This window comes from Variovorax sp. 22077 (genome assembly GCF_052044195.1).
Classification (GTDB): domain Bacteria; phylum Pseudomonadota; class Gammaproteobacteria; order Burkholderiales; family Burkholderiaceae_C; genus Variovorax; species Variovorax atrisoli.
The window spans coordinates 277,568-299,713 of the sequence record NZ_JBQEQC010000002.1; the positions used below are offsets into that span (position 1 = coordinate 277,568).

General features: G+C 66.9%; 22 protein-coding genes. 15 read left to right on the plus strand and 7 right to left on the minus strand.

What is annotated here, in order from left to right; translation table 11 throughout:
* Window positions 1-26 precede the first annotated feature (26 nt).
* Window positions 27-1,202: an ABC transporter substrate-binding protein gene (locus tag ACTJLF_RS03790; protein WP_440882512.1), complete on the plus strand. Its 1,176-nt coding sequence runs from the start codon at window positions 27-29 to the stop codon at window positions 1,200-1,202.
* 15 nt (window positions 1,203-1,217) lie between these two features.
* Here ACTJLF_RS03790 and ACTJLF_RS03795 read toward each other — a convergent pair whose 3' ends face one another.
* Window positions 1,218-1,940: a Crp/Fnr family transcriptional regulator gene (locus ACTJLF_RS03795; protein ID WP_354409282.1), complete on the minus strand. Its 723-nt coding sequence runs from the start codon at window positions 1,938-1,940 to the stop codon at window positions 1,218-1,220.
* A 143-nt stretch (window positions 1,941-2,083) separates the two neighbouring features.
* Here ACTJLF_RS03795 and ACTJLF_RS03800 point away from each other — a divergent pair, with 143 nt between their 5' ends.
* From ACTJLF_RS03800 to ACTJLF_RS03845, 10 genes are all read left to right on the plus strand, one after another.
* Window positions 2,084-2,677 (plus strand): HD domain-containing protein, encoded by a 594-nt coding sequence (locus ACTJLF_RS03800; protein WP_440882513.1) that lies wholly within the window; start codon window positions 2,084-2,086, stop codon window positions 2,675-2,677.
* A 159-nt stretch (window positions 2,678-2,836) separates the two neighbouring features.
* Window positions 2,837-3,604 (plus strand): class II aldolase/adducin family protein, encoded by a 768-nt coding sequence (locus ACTJLF_RS03805; protein ID WP_019652166.1) that lies wholly within the window; start codon window positions 2,837-2,839, stop codon window positions 3,602-3,604.
* A 128-nt stretch (window positions 3,605-3,732) separates the two neighbouring features.
* Window positions 3,733-4,659, plus strand: a complete 927-nt coding sequence (locus ACTJLF_RS03810; RefSeq protein WP_440882514.1) for a LysR family transcriptional regulator — start codon at window positions 3,733-3,735, stop codon at window positions 4,657-4,659.
* An 82-nt stretch (window positions 4,660-4,741) separates the two neighbouring features.
* A complete protein-coding gene (gene tcuA / locus ACTJLF_RS03815; protein ID WP_019652164.1) occupies window positions 4,742-6,169 on the plus strand; it encodes an FAD-dependent tricarballylate dehydrogenase TcuA in 1,428 nt (475 codons plus the stop codon).
* Window positions 6,153-7,379: a tricarballylate utilization 4Fe-4S protein TcuB gene (gene tcuB, locus ACTJLF_RS03820; RefSeq protein WP_440882515.1), complete on the plus strand. Its 1,227-nt coding sequence runs from the start codon at window positions 6,153-6,155 to the stop codon at window positions 7,377-7,379. The genes tcuA and tcuB overlap by 17 nt, the downstream gene beginning before the upstream one ends.
* Before the next feature lie 199 nt (window positions 7,380-7,578).
* On the plus strand, window positions 7,579-10,170 hold the full coding sequence (locus ACTJLF_RS03825; RefSeq protein ID WP_440882516.1) for a type VI secretion system Vgr family protein: 2,592 nt from the start codon (window positions 7,579-7,581) through the stop codon (window positions 10,168-10,170).
* Window positions 10,170-12,029, plus strand: coding sequence for an esterase/lipase family protein (locus ACTJLF_RS03830; protein ID WP_440882517.1), 1,860 nt, complete (start codon window positions 10,170-10,172; stop codon window positions 12,027-12,029). The genes ACTJLF_RS03825 and ACTJLF_RS03830 overlap by 1 nt, the downstream gene beginning before the upstream one ends.
* 36 nt (window positions 12,030-12,065) lie before the next feature.
* On the plus strand, window positions 12,066-13,013 hold the full coding sequence (locus ACTJLF_RS03835; protein WP_440882518.1) for a T6SS immunity protein Tli4 family protein: 948 nt from the start codon (window positions 12,066-12,068) through the stop codon (window positions 13,011-13,013).
* A gap of 11 nt (window positions 13,014-13,024) precedes the next feature.
* Window positions 13,025-13,177 (plus strand): hypothetical protein, encoded by a 153-nt coding sequence (locus tag ACTJLF_RS03840; protein WP_186475723.1) that lies wholly within the window; start codon window positions 13,025-13,027, stop codon window positions 13,175-13,177.
* 85 nt (window positions 13,178-13,262) lie between these two features.
* Window positions 13,263-15,569, plus strand: a complete 2,307-nt coding sequence (locus ACTJLF_RS03845; protein WP_440882519.1) for a glycoside hydrolase family 3 N-terminal domain-containing protein — start codon at window positions 13,263-13,265, stop codon at window positions 15,567-15,569.
* Window positions 15,570-15,588: 19 nt separating this feature from the next.
* On the opposite strand, the gene ACTJLF_RS03850 is transcribed toward ACTJLF_RS03845, so the two are convergent.
* The gene (locus ACTJLF_RS03850) at window positions 15,589-15,948 is read right to left on the minus strand and encodes a hypothetical protein (protein ID WP_019652158.1); all 360 of its coding nucleotides are present in this window, start codon (window positions 15,946-15,948) and stop codon (window positions 15,589-15,591) included.
* Between the two features lie 167 nt (window positions 15,949-16,115).
* On the opposite strand from ACTJLF_RS03850, the gene ACTJLF_RS03855 reads away from it, so the two are divergent.
* Genes ACTJLF_RS03855 through ACTJLF_RS03870 form a run of 4 tightly spaced genes read left to right on the plus strand, consistent with a single transcriptional unit; the run spans window position 16,116 to window position 17,788 of the window.
* Window positions 16,116-16,628 (plus strand): GNAT family N-acetyltransferase, encoded by a 513-nt coding sequence (locus tag ACTJLF_RS03855; protein WP_440882520.1) that lies wholly within the window; start codon window positions 16,116-16,118, stop codon window positions 16,626-16,628.
* Between the two features lie 13 nt (window positions 16,629-16,641).
* The gene (locus ACTJLF_RS03860; protein WP_126182101.1) at window positions 16,642-17,124 is read left to right on the plus strand and encodes a hypothetical protein; all 483 of its coding nucleotides are present in this window, start codon (window positions 16,642-16,644) and stop codon (window positions 17,122-17,124) included.
* 20 nt (window positions 17,125-17,144) lie between these two features.
* Window positions 17,145-17,441: a hypothetical protein gene (locus ACTJLF_RS03865; RefSeq protein WP_440882521.1), complete on the plus strand. Its 297-nt coding sequence runs from the start codon at window positions 17,145-17,147 to the stop codon at window positions 17,439-17,441.
* Entirely contained in the window at window positions 17,438-17,788 is a 351-nt protein-coding gene (locus tag ACTJLF_RS03870) for a VOC family protein (RefSeq protein WP_440882522.1), read from the plus strand. The genes ACTJLF_RS03865 and ACTJLF_RS03870 overlap by 4 nt, the downstream gene beginning before the upstream one ends.
* A 30-nt stretch (window positions 17,789-17,818) precedes the next feature.
* Here ACTJLF_RS03870 and ACTJLF_RS03875 read toward each other — a convergent pair whose 3' ends face one another.
* The 5 genes from ACTJLF_RS03875 to urtE all read right to left on the minus strand — a co-directional run bounded on the left by ACTJLF_RS03875 (window position 17,819) and on the right by urtE (window position 22,145).
* Window positions 17,819-19,114, minus strand: a complete 1,296-nt coding sequence (locus ACTJLF_RS03875; protein ID WP_354323720.1) for an aspartate carbamoyltransferase — start codon at window positions 19,112-19,114, stop codon at window positions 17,819-17,821.
* A gap of 142 nt (window positions 19,115-19,256) precedes the next feature.
* The gene (locus ACTJLF_RS03880) at window positions 19,257-19,607 is read right to left on the minus strand and encodes a hypothetical protein (protein WP_020722905.1); all 351 of its coding nucleotides are present in this window, start codon (window positions 19,605-19,607) and stop codon (window positions 19,257-19,259) included.
* Between the two features lie 200 nt (window positions 19,608-19,807).
* Window positions 19,808-20,149: a zinc ribbon domain-containing protein gene (locus tag ACTJLF_RS03885; RefSeq protein ID WP_132751317.1), complete on the minus strand. Its 342-nt coding sequence runs from the start codon at window positions 20,147-20,149 to the stop codon at window positions 19,808-19,810.
* A 22-nt stretch (window positions 20,150-20,171) separates the two neighbouring features.
* Window positions 20,172-21,404: a formamidase gene (gene fmdA / locus ACTJLF_RS03890; protein WP_126182110.1), complete on the minus strand. Its 1,233-nt coding sequence runs from the start codon at window positions 21,402-21,404 to the stop codon at window positions 20,172-20,174.
* 39 nt (window positions 21,405-21,443) lie between these two features.
* Window positions 21,444-22,145 carry an urea ABC transporter ATP-binding subunit UrtE gene (gene urtE, locus ACTJLF_RS03895; RefSeq protein ID WP_019652152.1) on the minus strand — a complete coding sequence of 234 codons (702 nt, stop codon included), beginning with the start codon at window positions 22,143-22,145 and terminating at the stop codon, window positions 21,444-21,446.
* Between the last annotated feature and the right edge of the window lies 1 nt (window position 22,146).

Genomic DNA, 22,146 nt, shown 5'->3' on the forward strand with positions numbered 1-22,146 from the left:
TTTACTAATGTGAAAGAAGGTGTCCAATGAACACGTCACGCAGGGAATGGTTGGGCAAGGCAGGCGCGCTGGTGCTCGGAAGCGGCATCGGCATGGCCCACCCCGTCATGGCGCAGACCGCGCGAACGGCGGCGGCGGCGGCCGGCGCAGCACGCGTCGTGCTGCTGGGGCAATCGGTGCCGCTCACTGGCAGCGCCTCCGAGATCGGCAACGCCTTCGCGGCCGGCAGCCGCCTCGCGGTGACTGCGTTCAACGAGCGCAATGCGGCCGGCGGCCTGCAGCTCAAGCTGCTGCAGCTCGACGACGGCTACGACGCGGCCCGCGCCGCCGCCAATGCGCGCACCCTGCTCACCACCGACAAGGCCGACATGCTCTTCGGCTTCGTCGGCACGGCCAGCAGCGAGGCCGGCGCGAACGTCGCCACGCAGCAGGGCAGCCTGCTGTTCGCGCCCTTCGCGGCTTCCGACACGCTGCGCGGGGCCGATCATCCGAACGTGTTCCATGTGCGCCCCGGCATGATCGACGAGGCCCTGAAGATCGTGAGGCAGTGCGCCACCGTGGGGCAGACGCGCGTGGCGCTGGTGGGCGACGACGACGCCATGGGCCGCGCCGGCCTCGCGGCCGTGGAGCAGGCCATCAGCGAGCTCAAGCTCACGCCGCTGGTCGCCAGCGCGCTGGTGCCGGCCAATGGCGACAAGCTGGATGCGGCCCTGAAGGAAGTGCAGAAGCAGTCGCCGCAGGCTATCGTGCTGGTGTCGCTCTCGGGCACCACGGCCAACGCGATCCGCAAGCTGCGCAAGAGCGGCTACTCGGGCAGCTTCATGGCCTTCTCCATCGTCGGCATCGACCCGCTCTACGCCACGCTCGGCAAGGACATCGGCGGCATCGTGATCTCGCAGGTGGTGCCTTCGCCGCGCCCCTCGGCCATTCCGATCGTCAAGGAGTACCTCGCGGCCGTCGACAACTCCGACCAGAACCCCTCGTACGAAGGCCTGGAGGGCTTCATCGCGGCCAAGGCCGCGGGCGAGGCGGTGAAGCGCGCCGGCCGGGGGTTGAACGCCGCGGGCCTCATGCGGGTGATGTCGGGCATGACCGACTACGACGTGGGGGGCTTCCGCATCAACCTGCGTCCGGGCCTGCGCGACAGCGTGCGCAACATCGACCTGATCAGCATCTCGGCCGACGGGCGGGTGCTGAGGTAGGCGGCACCCGCCCTTCTAGCCGGTGCTCACGAGCGCACGCAGCGCGTCGAGCGAGCGCAGCTCGATGCGCCCGTAGCCCAGCGAAAGCACGCCCTCGGCCGCCAGCGCATTGAGCTCCTTCGACAGCGTCTGGCGCGTCACGCCGAGCATCATGGCCAGCGCCTCCTGCGGCAGCTGCAGTTCGTGGCGCAGCTGCACCGACTGCGTGGCGTCGCCGCGCGCCAGCACCAGCAGCCGGTGCGCCACCCGCGCGCGCAGGCTGCGCAGGGTGGCGTCCTCCGCGAGGCCGTAGAGCATGCGCACGCGCGAAGCGAGCATCGCCGCGATGGCGTTGGAGAAAACCACATCGCGCATCAGCTGCACGAAGGCCGCGGGCGGCACCACCAGCAGGTCGAGCGCCTCCAGCGCGGTGGCGTCGTGCGTGCGCGGCGAGCCGTCGATCAGCGTGATCTCGCCGAACCAGTTGCCCGGCTCCAGCACGGCGAGGATGGCCTCGCGGCCGTCCTGGCGCAGCGACGAGACCTTGATGGTGCCCGCCACCAGCCCGTAGAAGCCGCCGTCGGTGGCATGGATGGGGTCGCCCTGGCGGAACACCATCGCGCCGCGGCGTACGTGGTGCAGCTCGGCCGCACCCACCAGTGCCTCGCGCTGAGCGCGCGGCATGCTCATGAACCACGGGTTGCCTTCCAGCGCGGCACGGTGCGCGGCGGAAAGACGCGGCTTCGGAGAGGCGGCCATGAAGTTGGGAATGACGAAGGAATGACGCGGGAACGGGGGTTTACCAGAACCCCGCATTGTCAAATTCTTGACAGTTGATGGTCAAGCGCAGGCATACAGTGGCCAGCTCCCCCACAGGACTCAAAAGAACGGAGACTCCGGCGATGAATGCACGCGCAAGTTTCAAGAGCATGCAGGAAAGCACGCGCGAAGACTGGCAGCTGATCGGTGGCGAATTCATGCAGTTCGCGGGCGGCCTGCCCGCTCGCGTGATCAAGCACCTGCAGATCCTCGAAGGCGACTACGGCGGCTTCCCGGTCGACCGCTACACCCACTCCCTGCAGACCGCCACCCGCGCGCTGCGCGACGGCCGCGACGAGGAATACGTGGTGTGCGCCCTGCTGCACGACATCGGCGACACGCTCGGCAGCTTCAACCACCCCGACATCGCCGCAGCCATCCTCAAGCCCTTCGTGAGCGAGGCCAACCACTGGATGGTGCAGAACCACGGCATCTTCCAGGGCCACTACTTCTTCCACCACATCGGCCTGGACCGCGACATGCGCGACAACTTCAAGGGGCACCCGCACTACGAGCGCACCGCCGAGTTCTGCGCGCTCTACGACAACCCCGCCTTCGACCCCAAGGCCGAGACCCTGCCCATCAGCGAGTTCGAACCCATGCTGCGCCGCGTGATGGCGCAGCCGAAGCAGAGCATCTACAAATCGGCGCTGCAGCCTGCTGTACAGGCCGCCTGAAGTCCGACAGCCGAACGCACAAGGAAGACAAGAGCCACGCAGGAGTCGCAGAGAAGACCGGAAACCATTTCTTGGTCTTCCTCCTGCGACTTCCGCGCAACCTTCGCACCCTCCGCGTCCGGCCGCCCGATTTCGACAACTTCCAAAGGACACCCCACCATGAACGCCTTCGCACAACCCGAAATCCAGAAGCTGGTCTCCGCCGAGGAGTGGCAGCTGCGCGTCGACCTTGCCGCCTGCTATCGCCTCGTGGCGCTGCACGGATGGAGCGACCTGGTCTTCACGCACATCAGCGCGCGCATTCCGGGCCCCGAGCACCACTTCCTGATCAACCCCTACGGCCTGATGTTCGACGAGATCACCGCGTCGAGCCTGGTGAAGGTCGACCAGCAGTGCAACAAGGTCATTGATTCGCCCTACCCGGTGAACCCGGCGGGCTTCGTGATCCACAGCGCGGTGCATGCGGCGCGGGAAGACATCCAGTGCGTGCTGCACACTCACACCCGCGCCGGCATCGCCGTGAGCGCGCAGAAGAACGGCGTGCTGCCCATCAGCCAGCAGTCGACCTTCGTGCTGGCCTCGCTGGCCTATCACGACTACGAGGGCGTGGCCTTCCGCGACGACGAGAAGCCGCGCCTGCAGGCCGACATGGGCAACGCCAACTTCCTCATGCTGCGCAACCACGGCCTGCTGACCTGCGGCAAGACCATCGCGGACGCCTTCCTCTCGATGTACACCTTCGAGGCCACCTGCCAGATCCAGATCGCGGCGCAGTCGGGCGGAAGTGAACTCACGCACGTGGACCCGCGCATCGTGGAAGGCGTGGGCCAGGCCATGAAGGTGCAGACCGGCGGCCTGGGCGGGCAGTTCGTCTGGCCCGCGCTCATCCGCAAGCTCGACCGCATCGACGACAGCTACAAGCAGTAGGCCCTTCGCCGGTCCCGGTTTCCACGGCTGCCAGCGCCTGCGCGACGGGTGCCGGCGGCCATTTTTTTGCCTTCCCGCCGGGGCAGCTGACGGGTACCGGCACCCGTTGCCGGTGCGATGATCGCCCGATGGAACTGAGGCAACTGCGCTACTTCGTCAAGGTCTGCGAGCTTCGCAGCATGGGCCGCGCCGCGGTCGAACTGGGCGTCGTCACCTCGGCGCTGAGCCAGCAGATCAGCCGGCTCGAGGGCGAGCTTTCCACCCGGCTGCTCAAGCGCAGCGCCAGCGGCGTGGTGCCCACCGATGCCGGCGTGGCCTTCCTTCACCAGGCCCAGCTCGTTCTGCGCCATGCCGACGACGCGGTGCTCGCGGCGCAGCAGGCGCGGCTCTCGGGCCACGTGAGCGTGGGCCTGGCGCCCACCACCGCCACGGTGCTCGGCGTGCCGCTCATGCGGGCCATGCGCGAGCGCTACCCCGAGGTGCGGCTGTACCTGGTCGAGTCGCTCTCGGGCCATCTCACGACCATGCTGCAGTCACGGCAGCTCGACCTGGCCGTGCTGTTCCAGACCGACACGCCGCGGCGCTGGAGCGTGACGCCGCTCCTGGCCGAGAAGCTCTTCGTGATCGCCTCTCCCATGCTGGCGCATCGCCCCGCCGGTGCACGCGTGCGGCTCGCGCAGCTGGCGGAGCTGCCCCTCATCCTGCCCAGCGGCAGCCACGGCCTGCGCGCCACGCTGACGGCCGCCTTCACGCGGGCCCGCATCTCGCCGCGCATCGTGGCCGAGGTCGACGGCCTCGCGCTGCTGATGGATGCGGTGCGCGCCGGCCACGGCGCGACCATCCAGCCCGGCGCCGCCACCGCGCGGCATGGCCGCGACGACCTGCAGCTCACCCAGATCGCCGACGCGCACGTGGGCCGGCGCAACCTGCTAGTGAGCCTGTCGGACGACGAACTCTCCCCCGCCGCGCTGGCCACCCGCGTGGTGGTGGCCGACACGGCGCGCGCCCTGGTGCGCGACGGACTCTGGGCCGGCGCCAGCCTTCTCGAAACGTGAACACCCGTTGCCCGAACCGGCCTTTCGCCTGAAGGCCGGCCTGCCTACAGTCTCCCAATCCCAAGGAGACCCACGAGTGAGAGTGATCGACGTACTGGTTGTCGGAGGCGGCAACGCCGCCCTCTGCGCCGCCCTGATGGCGCGCGAGGCTGGCGCCTCGGTGCTGCTGCTCGAAGCCTCGCCCAAGGCATGGCGCGGCGGCAATTCGCAGCACACGCGCAACCTGCGCTGCATGCACGACGCGCCACAGGATGTGCTGGTCGATGCCTATCCCGAAGAGGAGTACTGGCAGGACCTCCTGAAGGTGACCGGCGGCCTCACCGACGAGCGCCTCGCGCGCCTGGTGATCCGCGCCTCGTCCAACTGCCGCGACTGGATGCGCAGCCACGGCGTGCACTTCCAGCCGCCGCTGTCGGGTGCGCTGCACGTCGCGCGCACCAACGCCTTCTTCATGGGCGGCGGCAAGGCGCTGGTGAACGCCTATTTCCGCAGCGCCGAAAGGCTCGGCGTGCAGATCCGGTACGACACGCCCGTGGCCTCGGTCGAGCTCGACGGCGACCGCTTCGTGGCCGTGCGCACCGAGGCCGGCGAACGCATCGAAGCGAGGAGCTGCGTGCTGGCCGCCGGCGGCTTCGAGTCGAACCGCGAATGGCTGCGCGAGGCATGGGGACGGAACGAGCGCGGCGAATGGCCGGCCGACAACTTCCTGATCCGCGGCACGCGCTTCAACCAGGGCGTGCTCTTGAAGCACATGATCGAGGCGGGCGCCGACAGCATCGGCGACCCGTCGCAGGGCCACATGGTGGCCATCGACGCACGCGCACCGCTGTACGACGGCGGCATCTGCACGCGCATCGACTGCGTGTCTCTGGGCGTGGTGGTCAACCGCGAGGCGAAGCGCTTCTACGACGAGGGCGAGGACTTCTGGCCCAAGCGCTATGCGATCTGGGGCCGGCTGGTGGCGCAGCAGCCGGGGCAGATCGCGTGGTCGGTCATCGACCAGAAGGCGGTCGGGCGCTTCATGCCGCCGGTGTTTCCCGGCACGCAGGCCGGCACGCTCGGCGAACTCGCACGCAGGATCGGGCTGGACGAAGCCACCTTCGTGCGCACCGTGGAGGACTACAACGCCGCATGCCGCGTTGGCCGCTTCGATCACACCACGCTGGACGACTGCCGCACAGAGGGCCTCGCACCCGCCAAGACGCACTGGGCACGCCCCATCGACACCGCGCCCTTCCATGCCTATCCGCTGCGGCCCGGCATCACCTTCACCTACCTGGGCCTGAAGGTCGACGAAACGGCGGCCGTGCGATTCGGCGGACGGCCCAGCCCGAACCTCTTCGTGGCCGGCGAGATGATGGCCGGCAACGTGCTGGGCAAGGGCTACACCGCGGGCGTCGGCATGAGCATCGGCACGGCCTTCGGCCGCATCGCAGGCACGCAGGCAGCGAAAGCCGCGCGGGCCTCCACGAAGAACGACAAGGAGGCCGCGCTTGCAGCAGCTCACTGATCTCGTCACGCGCGCACAAGCGGATGCCCATGGCACGCCATCACGGCGCGTGATTCCCATCGCCCCCGCGCTGCCGCTGACTGCCGGCGAAGAGGAAGTCGCGCGCATCCTGCAGATCTGCAACGCCTGCCGCTACTGCGAAGGCTTCTGCGCCGTGTTCCCGGCCATGACGCGCCGGCTGGACTTCGGCAACAAGGCCGACACCCACTACCTCGCCAACCTCTGCCACAACTGCGGCGCCTGCCTGCACGCCTGCCAGTACGCGCCGCCGCACGAGTTCGCGGTGAACGTGCCGCAGGCCATGGCGCGGGTGCGCATGCAGACGTACCACGACTACGCCTGGCCGCCCGCGATGGGGGCGCTGTACCGCAGGGCCGGCCTCACGGTCGCACTGGCACTGGCGGGCGGGCTCGCCCTCTTCCTGGTGTTGGCCGTGGCGATGTCGGGCTCGCTGATGCACGAGCCGATGGCGGGCAACTTCTATGCGATCTTTCCCCACAACCTGCTCGCGCTGGTGTTCGGCGCGGTGTTCCTCTTCGTGATGCTCGCGCTGGCGATGGGCGTGCGCCGCTTCTGGCGCGAGGTGTCTCCGGCGAACGATCCGCAGAACGCGCCAGACCTGCCGGGCGTGCGCGGCGGCGCCAGCGTCGAGGCCGCGCACGACGCGCTGCGCCTGAAGTACCTCGACGGCGGCCACGGCGAAGGCTGCAACAACGAGGACGACCGCTTCACCCTGTGGCGCAGGCGCTTCCACCACTTCACCTTCTACGGCTTCATGCTGTGCTTCGCATCGACCTGCGTGGCGACGCTCTACCACTACCTGCTCGACCTGCATGCTCCCTATGCCTTGACCAGCCTGCCGGTGCTGCTGGGCACTGCCGGCGGCCTCGGGCTGCTGATCGGCCCCGCGGGCCTGCTGTGGCTGAACCTGCGGCGCGACCCGGCGCATGGCGACACGGCACAGCGCCCGATGGACCGCGGCTTCATCGCCCTGCTGCTGCTCACCAGCCTCACCGGCCTCGCGCTGCTGGCGTGGCGCGACACGCGCTTCATGGCGCTGCTGCTGGCGGTGCACCTGGGCGTGGTGATGGCGCTCTTTCTCACGCTGCCCTACGGCAAGTTCGCGCACGGCATCTTCCGCTCGGCGGCACTGCTGAAGTTCGCGATCGAGAAAAGGCTGCCGAGCCGATTGCAGCTGGGCGCGGATTGATCGCTGGACCTCCGGTGGCGCGGAGGCGTCCTGAAATTATTCCCGTCAGAATTTAACTGGCCTGCCAACGCACTTTCTCTGCGAATTTATTCACGCACCGGCTGGCTTTCAGCGACTGGCCACCCTCCTCGAATCGCGCGCTCGAATAATCCGAAAAAACTAATTTCGGTCGAGCGATCGATTATTCAGGGAGGATCCCGTGACCAAGCCCATCCTGGCTGGCCGTCGCGTCACCATTGCCACGCCCGTCGGCGAGGCGCTGCAATTCCATCGGCTGGTCGGCCGTGAGGCGCTGAGCCAGGCCTACGCCTTCGATGTCCACCTGCTCGGCCGCAGCAACGCCATCGAGCCCAAGGCGCTCCTGGGCAAGACGGCAACGGTGTCGCTGCAGACCGAGCACGGCGGTACGCGTCATCTCGCCGGCATCGTCACCCGCTTCGGCCTCGCTCGGGAGGATGCGCGGCAGAGCTTCTACGCGATGAGGCTGCGCCCCTGGCTGTGGCTCGCGACCAGGCGCCACGACTACAGGATCTTCCAGGACCGCAGCGTTCCCGAGATCGTCGCCGAAGTACTCGGCCGCTACGGGCATCCCTTCGAGCAGAAGCTCACGCGCAGCTACCGGGTGTGGAACTACTGCGTGCAGTACGGCGAGAGCGACTTCGACTTCGTCTCGCGTCTGTGCGAGCACGAGGGCATCCATTACTGGTTCCGCCACGAGACCTCGCAGCATGTGCTGGTGTTCGCGGACGACATCGCCATTTCGCACGGCCCGCTGCCCGGCGGCGAGACAGTGCGCTACCACCCGCACGAGCAGTCCGGCATGACCGGCGGCGAAGAACCGGCCGAACGCATCTACGCATGGGAGATGGCCGAAGACCTGCGCTCCGGCCACCACTGCACCGACGACTACGACTTCGAGAGGCCCAAGGCCGACCTGCGGAGCCAGCGCCAGATGCCGCCGGGCCACGATCACGACGACCATGAGGTGTTCGAATGGCCCGGCCACTATCTGCTCAACGGCGACGGCGACACTTACGCGCGCATCCGCAATGAAGAGCAGCTGAGCGCACGTAGTCTTGTCAGCGGCCGCTCCAACCTGCGTTCGCTGGCACCAGGCCACACGCTGCGGCTGGCCGGCCATCCTCGCGACGACCAGAACCGCCAGTACCTCGTGCTGGGCGTGGCCTATCACCTGCAGGAGAACCTGCGCGCCACCGAAGGCACGGCCGCCACGTCGGGCGGCTCCATCCAGCGCTTCGCCTTCGATGCGCAGCCCACCAGCTTCGCCTGGCGACCTCCGCGCACGACGCGCAGGCCCCGCACCGGCGGCCCGCAGACTGCTGTGGTGGTCGGCCCCGCCAGCGAGGAGATCTGGACCGACCAGTACGGCCGTGTCAAGGTGCAATTCCAATGGGACCGCCTGGGCGGCAGAGACGAGAACTCCTCCTGCTGGCTGCGCGTATCTCACGGGTGGGCCGGGGCCCGGTTCGGCACTGCCGCCCTGCCCCGCATCGGCCAGGAAGTGGTCGTCGATTTCCTCAACGGAAACCCCGACCATCCCATCGTCGTCGGGCGCCTCCACAACGCCGACGAGATGCCGGCGTGGAAGCTGCCCGCCCAGACGCACCTGACAGGCATCCGAAGCCGCGAATTCGGAGCCAGCCTGCGCGGAAACCACCTGGCACTCGACGACAGCCCGGGCAAGGTGCAGGCCCAGCTCAAGAGCGACCACCAGTGCAGCAGCCTCAGCCTCGGACACATAGGCCGCATCGAGGACACCACGGGCCGCAAGGACGACCGCGGCCAGGGCTTCGAGCTGCGCACCGATGGGCACGGGGCACTGCGCGCCGCCAGCGGCCTGCTGGTGAGCACCGAACCGCGGCCGAACGCACGGGCGCACATCACCGACATGGGAGAGACCGTTGCGCGGCTCACGCAGGCACGCGAGGTGCACGAAGGCATGTCGCAGCTCGCGCTGAATGCCAAGGCGCACGAAAGCGGTGACCAGAACGAGGTCGCCGCCGAACTCAAGCTGCAGAACGACGCGATCCAGGGCAAGGGCAATCACGCCGCGCAGGGCGAATTCCCCGAGTTCAGCAAGCCGCACCTCACGCTCGCGAGCCCCTGCGGCATCCAGGCCACGGCGCAGGGCTCCAGCCACTTCGCGAGCACGGGACACAACGCACTGACCAGCGGCGGGCACACCAGCGTGGCCACTGCGAAGAGCTTTCTGGTCTCGGCAAAGAACGCCGTGCGCATGTTCGCCTACAAGGCCGGCATGAAGCTGGTGGCGGGCAACGCCGACATCGACATCGCGGCGCTGAAGAACAGCATCAGCGTGCTCGCGAAGATGAACATCCGCCAGGAGGCCAACCGGATCACGATCGCTGCGGCGGAAGAAGTCGTCATCAACGGCGGGGCGAGCTACACCTGCTGGAACGCCTCGGGGATCGTGCATGGCACGCGCGGAGCATGGCGGGCGCACGCGGCGAAGCACAGCTTCATCGGGCCCGACAGCCGCACGCCTGACAAGATGAACCGGGATGTGCAGACGCGGTTCGACCAGGAGGTGCTTTTTCATCACATCGACGAGGAGGACACGCCTGCGGCAAGGCAGCTGTTCGAGCTGATGCGTGACAGCGAAGGCGCGGCAACGCCCGCCCCTTCGGGCAGGACACTTGCGCAGGAAGCACCCGTTGGCGACATCACCAGCAACGACGGCACCACGCGGCAGCAGCGCTCGGACGGCCCTGAGTCGTACAAGATCGCATGGCTCGGGAGGGCCTCCTGATGGCAGCGCAGGGAGAAGAAGAGGACATCTGGCTGGACTTCAGCCTGGGCCTGGACGGCTTCGCGGAGGTCACCGCCGTGACGACGCCGCTCGACGACAGGAGAAAGGTCCGCGTGCGCGTGCCCCCGGGCAAGCTGATCCCGATCGTGTTCCTGCCCGGCATCATGGGCAGCAACCTCCGCCTGTCCCGCGAGCGGCAGGAGCTGCTCAAACGAAGCGACAACCTCGCGTGGTGGCCCGACAAGAAAGGCGATGCGTTCTCGCGGCGCAACGCAAGCGCCGCGGCCCGCCAGATGCGGCTGGACCCCGACGAGGTGGAGGTCGACCGCTACAACGTCACCGACGAGAAGATCGAGGGCAAGAAGCGCCGCCGCTTCGATGCCACGGGCGATACGACCATCAGCTCCGACAAGCGCCACGACAACGTGCCCGATGACCTTGGCGACATCAGCAAGCTGCTCATCACCGATCCCAAGGCCGATCCGACGCACCCGCTGGCGAGCAATCGGCAATGCTTCACCGCTGCCCAGAAGGCCCGTGCACGCGGATGGAGCGAAGTGATGTTCGACGCCTACGGCAGCATCCTGCAGTCGATGGAACGCCTGCTCAACGACATGCTGCGCCGCGAGGAAAACAAGCTCGTCGTGTCGCCGGCATGGGTTGACAAGAGCAATCCCGAAGCGCTCATCGGACGGTCACCATCGAGCTTCGGCGTTCACGACGCGCAGCCGCTGAGCGAGGACGACATCCGCAGGATCGGCAACTGCTGGTATCCGGTGCACGCCTTCGGCTACAACTGGCTCAGGAGCAACGGCGAGGAAGGAAAACAGCTCGCGAAGAAGATCGAGCTGCTGATCGACACCTACAACCACAACGGCTTCGACTGCCCCGGCGTCATCGTCGTCACGCACAGCATGGGCGGCATCCTGGCGCGCGCGATGATGCATGCGGACTACGGCGGCATCAGGCATCGCATTCTGGGCGTGGTGCACGGGGTGATGCCCACCACCGGCGCGGCCGCCGCATACAAGCGCATGCGCGCGGGTTTCGAGGGCAGCAACAAGCCCTGGTGGCATCTGAAGTCCCGGTTGATAGGTGGCATCACGCAGGGCGTCCTGGGCGACAACGGCGAGGAAGTGACGGCCGTGCTGGCCAATGCGCAAGGCGGCCTGGAACTGCTGCCGGCAGCCGCCTACGGCACGCAGTGGCTGCAGGTGCAGGACGACAACGGCAAGTTCCTGGCGAAATGGCCCAGTAGTGACGCAGTGAGCGAGATCTACACGCTCGATCGGGACAAGTGGTGGAGGTTGATCAATCCGGATTGGATTGATCCGGCGGGGCAGGGACAGTTGCCTCCTGATAAAGGGGGAAAGACCGAAGAGCAGATCGGTCCGAAGGCAACGACAGAGCGCATCAAGGAGGCCATGCGCTTTGCCAACACGATCCAGGACACCTTCCATCAGCGCACGTACGCACACTACGGCAGCGATCCGAGCCAACCCGCTTGGAACGACCTGGTGTGGCGCGTGGTAGATGGTGACCCCGCCATCGCCGGAGATCCGCTGGCCTGGACATTGCTGCCCGGAGACCAAGGTGACGACGGCCAGGGCACCTTGCGGGTCAGAGGCGACCGGGGCGAAGTTCTCAAGCTCAAGCTCCAGCGGCCGATGACACCCAGCGACGGCACGGTGCCCGTGGAGCGCAGTGCAGCGAAGGTGCGCGCGAAAGCCAAGTTCGTGCAGGCCGGATACGACCACCAGGGCAGTTACAGCGACGCCAACGCCAGCGCGGCCACGCTCTACGGCATCGTGCGCATCGCGGCCGACTTCGACACCCAATGGTGGTCCGAAAAGAACTGAACTCACCTACCAACCCTGAAGACGAGGACTTTCTGCATGAGCCGACGCATCGAGAAACTGTTCGAGCACACCAAGCTGCTTTGCTTCGGGCGCTATGTGCTAACCGCACCGGTCGATTCGAGACTGGCGTTCGGGCGCGACTTTCCGACGCTCCCCGATCAGGCGAACGATATAGAGAAGGTGATGGAGGCGGAGCGGGCGAAGATTCTTTCCAACAACAAGACAGCCGAGATCACCTACTTCGGGAAAGGCCCCGCACCGGGTACCTGGCTGATCCGATCGTTCAAGAGCGCGTCCGCTAGAGAGGTTGATCTGGAAGGCTTCCGCATCTACTACGTCGTCGGACCACACATCTTCATGAGCGGCCGTGGCACTGACAATGGCGCGACCGCAGATTCAATCCTTCAAGATGCTGTCGACCTCGCCAGCAACCTGCGCGCACGCAAGCCCGACGAGGTCCCCACGGATCAGGGCCTTTGCCATGAATACGGCTTCACCCGTGTTGACGGCACTCAAGGCCCGGCCCTGTCCCAGGCCGGCCTGCACATGGCAGCCCTGCCCGACGTCGTGTTCAGCGTCCAGAGCAACCAGAGCCAGAGCACGAAGGGCAGCAATGGCTACGGCCTGCTCAAGCTCATCAACGACCGCAAGCGGGACGCCGGCAGCAGCTATCCCAGGCTGACGACGCTGCGCGAGGGAAAGAAGAAAGTCCACGGCTGGGACGGCGAAGAGTCGCTGGTTCGCGAAGCCGATGGATCGCACGACTTCGAGTGGATGTTCATCGGTGAAACCGGCAACGTCGCACGTCCGGCCTTGCTGCAAGCGGCGATGTTCACCAAGGTGGCATCAGACCGCGTGGGTGCGGCTGCGGCCTCTTCGCTCGACGACGAGGAAGCCATCGCCCTATGGGACAAGCTGCTCGAAGGCCTCAAGTTCCGAGTGGCTGTGCCCGGCGCCCCTGCCAGTGCGATAGCAATCAAATGAATCGACCCCTGATGACAAAGACACAAGCACCCACCCGCCGCCAGGCTCTGCAGGCCTTGGCATCCGCGCTCGCGCTGCCGCTTGCCAACCTCCCATCGGCACAAGTCGCACGGCTCGCCTCACAGCAGGCCGCGAACCGGCTCTGGCGCCCGATCAATGCCTGATGGCCGCCAGCGTCACATCAGGCAACAGCCAGCGCCAAAACCCACCGTCCTGGGACGACTCCCGATATCTGCAGAATAGGAGCCCATGCACGTCCGACTCCCGCGCCTTCCGGCGCGCTTTCTCGCCCCCACCTGCGCCCTCCTCTCCTTCGCGCTCCTCCTGCCCTCCGCATCGGCCGCCCCCGATGCGACGACGGCTGCGTCCCGGCAACAGCAGGACGCCGACGCCCGCATCGAAGCCCTGATCTCCCGCATGACGGTGCAGGAGAAAGCCGGCCAGCTCAGCCTGTACGGGCCCGCCGACATCGACACGCCCAACAATCCGCAGGCCGGCTGGCGCAACGCCCAGCAGGAGACAGCCGACGTTCGCGCCGGCCGTCTCACGGGCCTTTTCAACAACGCGGGCCTCGAAGGCAAGCGCAGGCTGCAGCAGATCGCGACCAGGGAATCGCGCCTGGGCATTCCGCTGATCTTCGGCGCCGACGTGATCCATGGCTTTCGCACGATGTTCCCTATGCCGCTGGCCGAAGCCTCGAGCTGGGAGCCCGCGCTGGCGGAGCGCACCGCACGCGCCGCGGCAGTGGAAGCCACGGCCGACGGCTTCCGCTGGACCTTCGCGCCAATGGTGGACATCGCACGCGACGCGCGCTGGGGCCGCGGCCTCGAAGGCGTGGGCGAGGACGTCTTCCTCGCGAAGCAGTTCGCGGCCGCGCGAGTCCGCGGCTTCCAGGGCCCGGATCTCTCCCGGCCCGACTCGATGCTGGCCACGCCCAAGCACTTCGCGGCCTACGGGGCGGCCGAGGGCGGGCTGGACTACAACGCGAGCGACATCTCCGAGCGCACGCTGCGCGAGGTGTACCTGCCTCCGTTCCGCGCGGCACTGGACGCGGGCGCGCTGTCGGTGATGAGCGCCTTCAACGAGATCGGCGGCGTGCCCTCCACCGCCAATCCCGCGCTGCTGACAGGCGTGCTGCGCGACGAATGGAAGTTCCGCGGCTTCGTGGTCTCCGACTACACGGCCGACGAGGAACTCGTGGAGCACGGCTACGCGGCCAACCCGCGCGAGGCAGCCAAGCAGGCCTTCATGGCGGGCACCGACGTGAGCATGCAGAGCGGCCTGTACATGCGCTACCTGCCCGATCTCGTCGCCTCGGGCGAAGTGCCGATGTCGCGGCTCGACGAGGCCGTGCGCCGCGTGCTGCGCGTCAAGCAGAAGCTGGGCCTGTTCGACGACCCCATGCGCGGCCTCGACGGCCTGCCCGCCGCACAGCGCCCCGAGAACCCCGAATTCATCTCGCTGGCCCGCGAGAGCGCACGCCGCTCCATCGTGATGCTGAAGAACGAGCGCATGCTGCTGCCGCTGCCCAAGGCCGGCACGAAGATCGCGCTGATCGGACCCTTCGCCGAGGGCACCATCGACCTGATGGGCGCCTGGAGCCTGTTCCCCGGACAGTCGGCGCCGGTGGGCATCGACCAGGGCCTGCGCACGGCGCTGGGGCCCAATTCGTCGGTGAACGTGGTGCGCGGCTCTGGCATCGAATCGGCGCTGCCCGGCGGCATCGAAGCGGCGGTGGCCGCCGCGCGCGATGCCGACGTGGTGCTGCTGGCCATCGGCGAAAGCCAGAAGATGTCGGGCGAGGCACGCTCGCGCAGCGACATCGGCCTGCCGCAGGCGCAGCAGGACCTGGCCGAGGCAGTGGCCGCCACCGGCAAGCCGGTGGTCGTGCTGCTGAGCAACGGCCGCGCGATGGCGCTCAAGGGCGCGGTGCGCAATGCGCGCGCCATCCTCGTGACCTGGTTCCTCGGCGTGCAGACCGGCAACGCGATCGCCGACGTGGTGTTCGGCGACTTCAATCCCTCGGGCCGGCTGCCCGTGAGCTTTCCGCAGACGGCCGGTCAGGTGCCCTACTACTACGGCCACAAGCGCACCGGCCGCCCCTCGCCCGAGAACGTACCCGACATGGCCTTCAAGACCCGCTATGTCGATGCGACGAACGAGGCGCTCTACCCCTTCGGCTTCGGCCTCGGCTATGCACCCGTGCGCTACGACAACGTGGAACTGAGCAGCGAGCGCATGCCGCTGTCGGGCACGCTGCGCGTGCGCGCCACCGTCACCAACACCGGCACCCGGGAGGCCGAGGAAGTGGTGCAGCTCTACATCGGCGAACGCGCCGCGAGCGTCACGCGGCCGGTGCGCGAGCTCAAGGGGTTCCGCAAGCTGAGCATCGCGCCGGGTGCGTCGGAAGTCGTCGAGTTCACGCTCACGGCCGACGACCTGTCGTTCATCGGCCGCGACATGAAGCCCATCGTGGAGCCTGGCGAATTCGACCTGTGGGTGGCGCCTTCGGCCGCGAGCGGCATCCGCAAGCGCTTCGTGCTCACGCGAGACTGAGGCCCGGCCCCGCCGCGTCCTACTCACCCATCGCGTGCTCGACCGGCGAACCCGACGGGTTCGCCGACGCCACGGGCGGCGCCACCTGCGACTCCATCACCTCGGTCGGGTGGATGCCGTTGTTCGCGCGAATCGCCTCGGCCTGCACCTGGGCGCGATCGGCGCCGGACACGCTCGGTGCCGGCTGCGACTCGGCAACCTCGGTCGCATGGACGCCGTTGTTCGCGCGCGCGGCCTCGTCGGCCACCGCATCGCGCGACTGCGTGGAATGCGAGAGCTGCGGGTAGTCCGGATCGGCACGCCCGCCCGCATGCGCGAGCGATGCCAGCACCAGCGCGGGCGCAGCGGCGATGCACAGGGCAATGGTTCGAACTCTCATGGCTGTCTCCTTGAGTTGAGTGATGACGACGGATTCACTCTAGGGCGCGGTACTTATCGGCCGCTGAGGGGCTGCTTAGGTTGGGGTGAGGGTTCGCTTAGGCACGCGTGAGCATGTGCGGCGCAGCGAAGCTCTATATTCGACCGCTTCGCTCTCGGAAATCATCTGTGGACACAACGTACGCCGAAGCCTCGCCGATCGCCATTCGCCGCGCCAGGCCCGGGGATGCCAAGGGCATCGAGAACCTCTATGGCGAGCTTGTAGACAGCGCGAACGTGTGCGTGTTGCCGGAGCGCATCGCAGAACTTGAAGATGACCCAAGAACCTCGTCGCTCGTGATGGAGGACAAGGATGTGCTCCACGCGACGGCGCTCCTGATCTTCTGCGCCGACGTGATGTACGCGACCCAGCCATTCGCGATCGTCGAAAACATCGTCGTGAGCGTGGCATCTCGTGGCAGAGGCCTGGGGACTGCGTTTCTGCGGCACATCGAAGAGGAATGCATCGCGCGTGACTGCACCAAGATCATGTTGCTGAGCGCCGTCGAGCGCGGCAGAGCGCACAACTTCTTCGAACGATGCGGGTTCTCCGGCTCGAAGAAGAAAGGTTTCGTCAAGTACCGGCGAGCTTTCCGCAACGGCGCCGGATCCAGTCCCGTCAGCATTGCACGCAAGACATGAGGATCGATTCAAGATGACACGATTCACGCTGACCGAAGCAACACCTCTGGTTCCCGAGGGCCTGCGCTGCCGCTTCCTTCTGGCTGATCCGGCGCAAACAGACCGGATGACGGTGCTTGTCGTTTCCTTTGAAGGCGAGTATCCGGAGGGTAGCCTCGGCAACGGCCATGCCACCTACATTGCCACAAGCACACTGACGGGCCTCAAGGCATTCGACGCGGACTGCGTGATCCTGGACTTTCGCGCCATGACGTATCGCTGGGGCAATTCGTTGCTCCAGGTGTTCCATGACGTTGCACAGTTTCGTGGCGAGGAAGGAGAGCCCGGCGCGCCACCCTTCCCGGTGCTTGCCGTCACTTCGGAAAGATCCCGAGCGGGATTCCTGTCGCTGGTCACCCCCACCGGCCGTCCAGCGCCAGACTGGCATTTCGAAGACATCGACGAGGCGATCGCCCACGGCGTCCGGAGGGCAAGGGAATGGCTGGATTTCATCTGAAGGATTCAAGAGAAACCCGCATGGCCATCGCCGCCATTCCATTCGATCGGGCGTTGGATCTCGTCTCCGACACCGACGCGGGCACCTATCGGTTCCGCTTGGACGGCAGCGTCGTCGCCACCATCGGCACGAAGAACGGTCCGGTGGCAGCCCCCGTCTTCAGCTATCGCGTCGTGTCTCCCCACAGTCTCGAGATCGTGGGTTCCGACGGTCACGTCGACCGATGGACAGGCATTCGCGTCGACAGCCACCTGCTGCACGCCGAGTACAACGGCCGGGCCCGAACCTTCGCCATCAGGAAGACAACGGTCTCATGAAAGTCAAACGCCTGGTCGCCAACTTCGCCACCCCTGATCCCGCACGCGCCGCCGTCTTCTACAAGGACATCCTCGGCCTCGACCTGCTCATGGACCACGGCTGGATCCAGACCTACGGCTCGCAGGCCGGCATGACGGTGCAGCTGAGCTTCGCGTCCGAAGGCGGCTCAGGCACCGCGGTGCCCGATCTGTCCGTCGAGGTAGATGACGTGGACGAAGCCTTCGAGCGCATGAGGGCCTCGGGCTTCGACATCGAATACGGCCCGGTCGACGAGCCCTGGGGCGTGCGGCGCTTCTACGTGCGCGATCCGTTCGGCAAGCTGGTCAACATCCTCTCCCACACCTGACACGCCTGACGCGCCCGACAGCCGCGGGCCTCAGTCGAGCCCGTGGAAGATGCTGTCGTCCGGCCCGATGTGCGAAGGCGGTGTCCAGGCGGCGTCGCGCATCGAGCGGCTCACCAGCTTGTCCACGCCCAGCAGCGTGGCGAAGATGGCCATGCGCACCGGGATGCCGTTGTCCGTCTGGCGGAAGATGGCCAGGCGCGGATCGTTGTTCAGGTCGACGCTGAGGTCGTGCGAGCCGGGGCGGCTGTCGCGCGGCAGCGGGTGCATCACGACCACCTCGGGCTTGCAGGCCGATTCGATGAGCGCGCGGTTGATCTCGAAGGCGTTGTCGAAGCCTTCCAGCACTTCGTCGTGCGCGAAGCGCTCCTTCTGGATGCGCGTGGCGTAGATGATGTCGGCGCCGGCCAGCCCCTGGGCCGGCGTGGCGGCCGTCTCGACCACGTGGCCGTTGCGGCTGACCGCATCGACGATCTCCGCCGGCATGGCCAGCGAAGGCGGCGAGATCAGCGTGAACTTCAGGCCCTTGTACAGCGCCAGCAGCTTGATGAGCGAGTGCACGGTGCGCCCGTATTTCAGGTCGCCGACCATCGCGATGTGCGCGCCGTCGACCAGCTTGCCCAGACGCGAGAACTCGCGCTGGATGGTGTAGAGATCGAGCAGCGCCTGGCTCGGATGTTCGCCCGGGCCGTCGCCGCCGTTGATGACGGGCACGTTGGTGGCGCGCGCGAATTCCGTCACCGAGCCCTGCTCAGGGTGCCGCACCACGATGGCGTCGACGTAGCCGCTGATCACGCGGCTGGTGTCGTAGATCGACTCGCCCTTGGCCATCGAGGAGAAGGTGAAGCCCGTGGTGTCGCACACCGAGCCCCCCAGCCGGCAGAACGCGGCACCGAAGCTCACGCGCGTGCGGGTGCTGGCCTCGAAGAACAGATTGGCGAGCACCGCCCCTTCGAGCACGCGGCTCACCTTGCGGCGGCGCGCGATGGGCTGCATCACGTCGGCCAGCTGGAACAGCTCGTCGATGGCGTCGCGGTTGAACTGGCTGACCGACAGCAGGTGGTGCGAGCCCTCGACCGCCATGGACCTGCGCAGCGCCCCATCATGTGCGCTTTGCGTATATTCACCGCGCCGACCGTCGGAAGCGAGGATCTCGCTCACGAAGCGCCGCGCAACCTCGGGCATGGCCCTGAATTCATTGGATTCGTCGGGCAGCAGCCAGGCGTCGAGCGCCCTTCTTCGGCTGCCGATGCGCTCCGCGAAGGCGTCGCGCGTCATGTTGAGTTGACGCATCGCGTCGCGGAGGAGCACCTGTTGCGGCATGTTCATGGCCGCGAATATATACTCATTGCGTATATTTTCGAAGCGCTTGGGCAATAAGGTGAATCGGCCGCCCATGAAAAAAGCGGGCCTTTCGGCCCGCTTCGTCCTTTTTCAGGCAACCGCCGCAGCAGCTGCCGGTGTCGCCTGATTACAGGCCAGCCTGGCGCGTGAACGACACGCTGGGCTTCTTGTACGCAGCCGGCACTTCGTCGCGGTAGAACGCGCGGCGGTCGAGGCTGGCGAGCGGGTCGTGCGCCTTGGCGACGGCTTCGGCCTGGACGGTGGCGCGGTTGGCGGTCGACGTGAAGGCCTGGGCGCCAGCGGAGGAGGCTTCGCTGTACTCGTTGCCGACGCGAGCGGCGGCAACGGCTTGCGGAGCGACTTCGGCGCGGCTCACCGAGGAGTTCACGACGTGCACGCCGTCATAGGTTTCTGCTTGGGCGCCAGCAGCAGCCAGGAGCGAGAGGGCGGCAGCGGCGAGGATCTTCGAGGCATTCATTTCAATCTCCTTCAGGGCAAACGGTTGGTTGGTGAGGAGAAGTTTGATCCTGATCGGCATCAAAAAACGCTCGCAAAATGAACCGCGGCGTTCACAGGATTGAAACAATGCAGCCTCTTGAAAAGAAACTGGTCAATAGGGGGTTCATCCCTCCCCTTCCCCCTTTTTCCTTCCTGCTGCCTGGCTCGCGGCACTGTTCTTCAGTGGCTGATCATCCAGGGGCGCCTCGACGGCGCCGCCTTTGCGCCGTTGGGCGCGGTCACCGTCGCTCCTCGCTTGCCCGATCCGCAGCACCCGCAGCCCGCCGGATGGCGAAGCCGCGCATAGTCGCGAGAGCTCACGGGCTCGTGCCGCGCGCGCTCGTTGGTCTCGATGGCGCGGCGCGTGCCCGAGGCCATCAGCGCGAGACGCGGCGCGGCCGACAGCACGCGCGGCGAAGCGCTGCCGCAGTCGGGGCACGCGGCCGGCTCGTCGCGCAGGCCCGAAGGCCGCAGCGCCTCGAAGCCGCCGCAATGCCCGCAGGCGTAGTCGTAGGTGGGCATGGACGCGCGCCTTTCTCTTTCTTCAACGCAGGTCGGGCGAGAGCGGCATGCTCACGCTGCCGTCGATCATCTTCACCGGGCCGGCGGCGCTCGGGTTGATGTCGAAGTCGAAGATGCCCGTGGGAAGCCAGAGCGTGGCGCACGAATTGGGCACGTCGACCACGCCGCTGATGTGCCCCTGCACCGGTGCCGTGCCGAGGATCGAGTAGGCCTGAGCGCCCGAGTAGCCGAACTTCTTCAGGTACTCGATCGCGTTCAGGCAGGCCTGGCGGTAGGCCACGTTCACGTCGAGGTAGTGCTGCTTGCCGCTCTCGTCGACCGAGATGCCTTCGAAGATCAGGTAGTCGTTGTACTGCGGCGTGATGGGGCTGGGCTTGAAGATCGGGTTCTTGATGCCGTACTTGGCCATGCCGCCCTTGATGAGCGAGACCTTCATGTGCACCCAGCCGGCCATCTCGATGGCGCCGCAGAAGGTGATCTCGCCGTCGCCCTGGCTGAAGTGCAGGTCGCCCACGCTCAGGCCCGCGCCATCGACGTACACCGGGAAGAACACCTTGGAGCCGCGCGACAGGTCCTTGATGTCGCAGTTGCCGCCGTGCTCGCGCGGCGGCACGGTGCGCGCGCCTTCCGCGGCGGCCTTCGCCCTCGCCTCGCCGGTCATCTTGCCCATGTGGGCGGTGCCGGCGAAAGGCGGGTTGGCCAGGCCGGGCACGCGGTCCGGGTCGGTGGCGATGAGCGCCTTCTCGCGCTCGTTCCACATGTCGAGCATGGGCTTGTCGGGCAGGCAGCCGATGAGGCCGGGGTGGATGAGGCCCGCGAAGTTCACGCCCGGCACGTGGCGCGAGCTGGTGAACATGCCCTTGAAATCCCAGATCGATTTTTGCGCTTCGGGGAAATGGTCGGTGAGGAAGCCGCCGCCGTTCTTCTTGGAGAAGAAGCCGTTGAAGCCCCAGAGGCTGTCCTGCTTGGCGCCGATGTCCAGCAGGTCGACCACCAGCAGGTCGCCGGGCTCGGCGCCCTTCACGCCCACGGGGCCGGAGAGGTAGTGCACCGTGCTCAGGTCGATGTCGCGCACGTCGTCGGCGCTGTCGTTGTTCTTGATGAAGCCGCCGGTCCAGTCGAAGGTCTCCAGGATGAAGTCGTCCCCCGGGTTGACCCAGCAGGCCATCGGGATGTCCGGATGCCAGCGGTTGTGGATCATCTCGTTCTCGGTGGGCGGCTTGGTCAGGTCGACCTTGATCAGCGTGTCCGTCATTTGCAGTGGCTCCTGGTTGGGTTGTGTTGAACGGAAGAATCAGACAGAGAGATAGGCCTTGATGCGCTCCACGTCGGTCTTGTCGCGCGCCGTCTCGTGCACGAGGCGTCCGCCCTCGATCACGAAGAGCCGGTCGGCCACGTCCATCGCGAAGCTCAGCACCTGCTCGGACACGACGATGGTGATGCCGCGCAGCTTGCGGATCTCGTTGAGTGCCTTGGCGATGTCCTTGATGATCGAAGGCTGGATGCCTTCGGTGGGCTCGTCGAGCAGGAGCACCTTGGGGTCGGTGACGAGCGCACGCGCAATCGCCAGCTGCTGCTGCTGTCCGCCGGAGAGGTTGCCGCCCTTGCGGTTCTTCATGTCCCACAGCACCGGGAACAGCGCGTAGATCTCCTCTGGAATGCGCCGCGTCTTCGAGTTCTCCAGGCCGGTCTGGATGTTCTCCTCCACCGTCAGCGTCGGAAAGATCATGCGGCCCTGGGGCACGTAGGCGATGCCCTTGGCCACGCGGCGGAAGCTCTCGTCGCGCGAGACGTCCTGCCCCGCCACCTCGATGCGCCCGCTCTTGAGCGGCAGCACGCCCATGAGGCTCTTGAACAGCGTGGTCTTGCCCATGCCGTTGCGGCCCATGATGGCGACGGTCTCGTTGGCATGGCCGTCGAACGAGATGCCGTGCAGGGCCTCGCTCTGGCCGTAGGCGACGTGAAGGTCCTCGACCTTGAGGTTGATGTTGCTCATG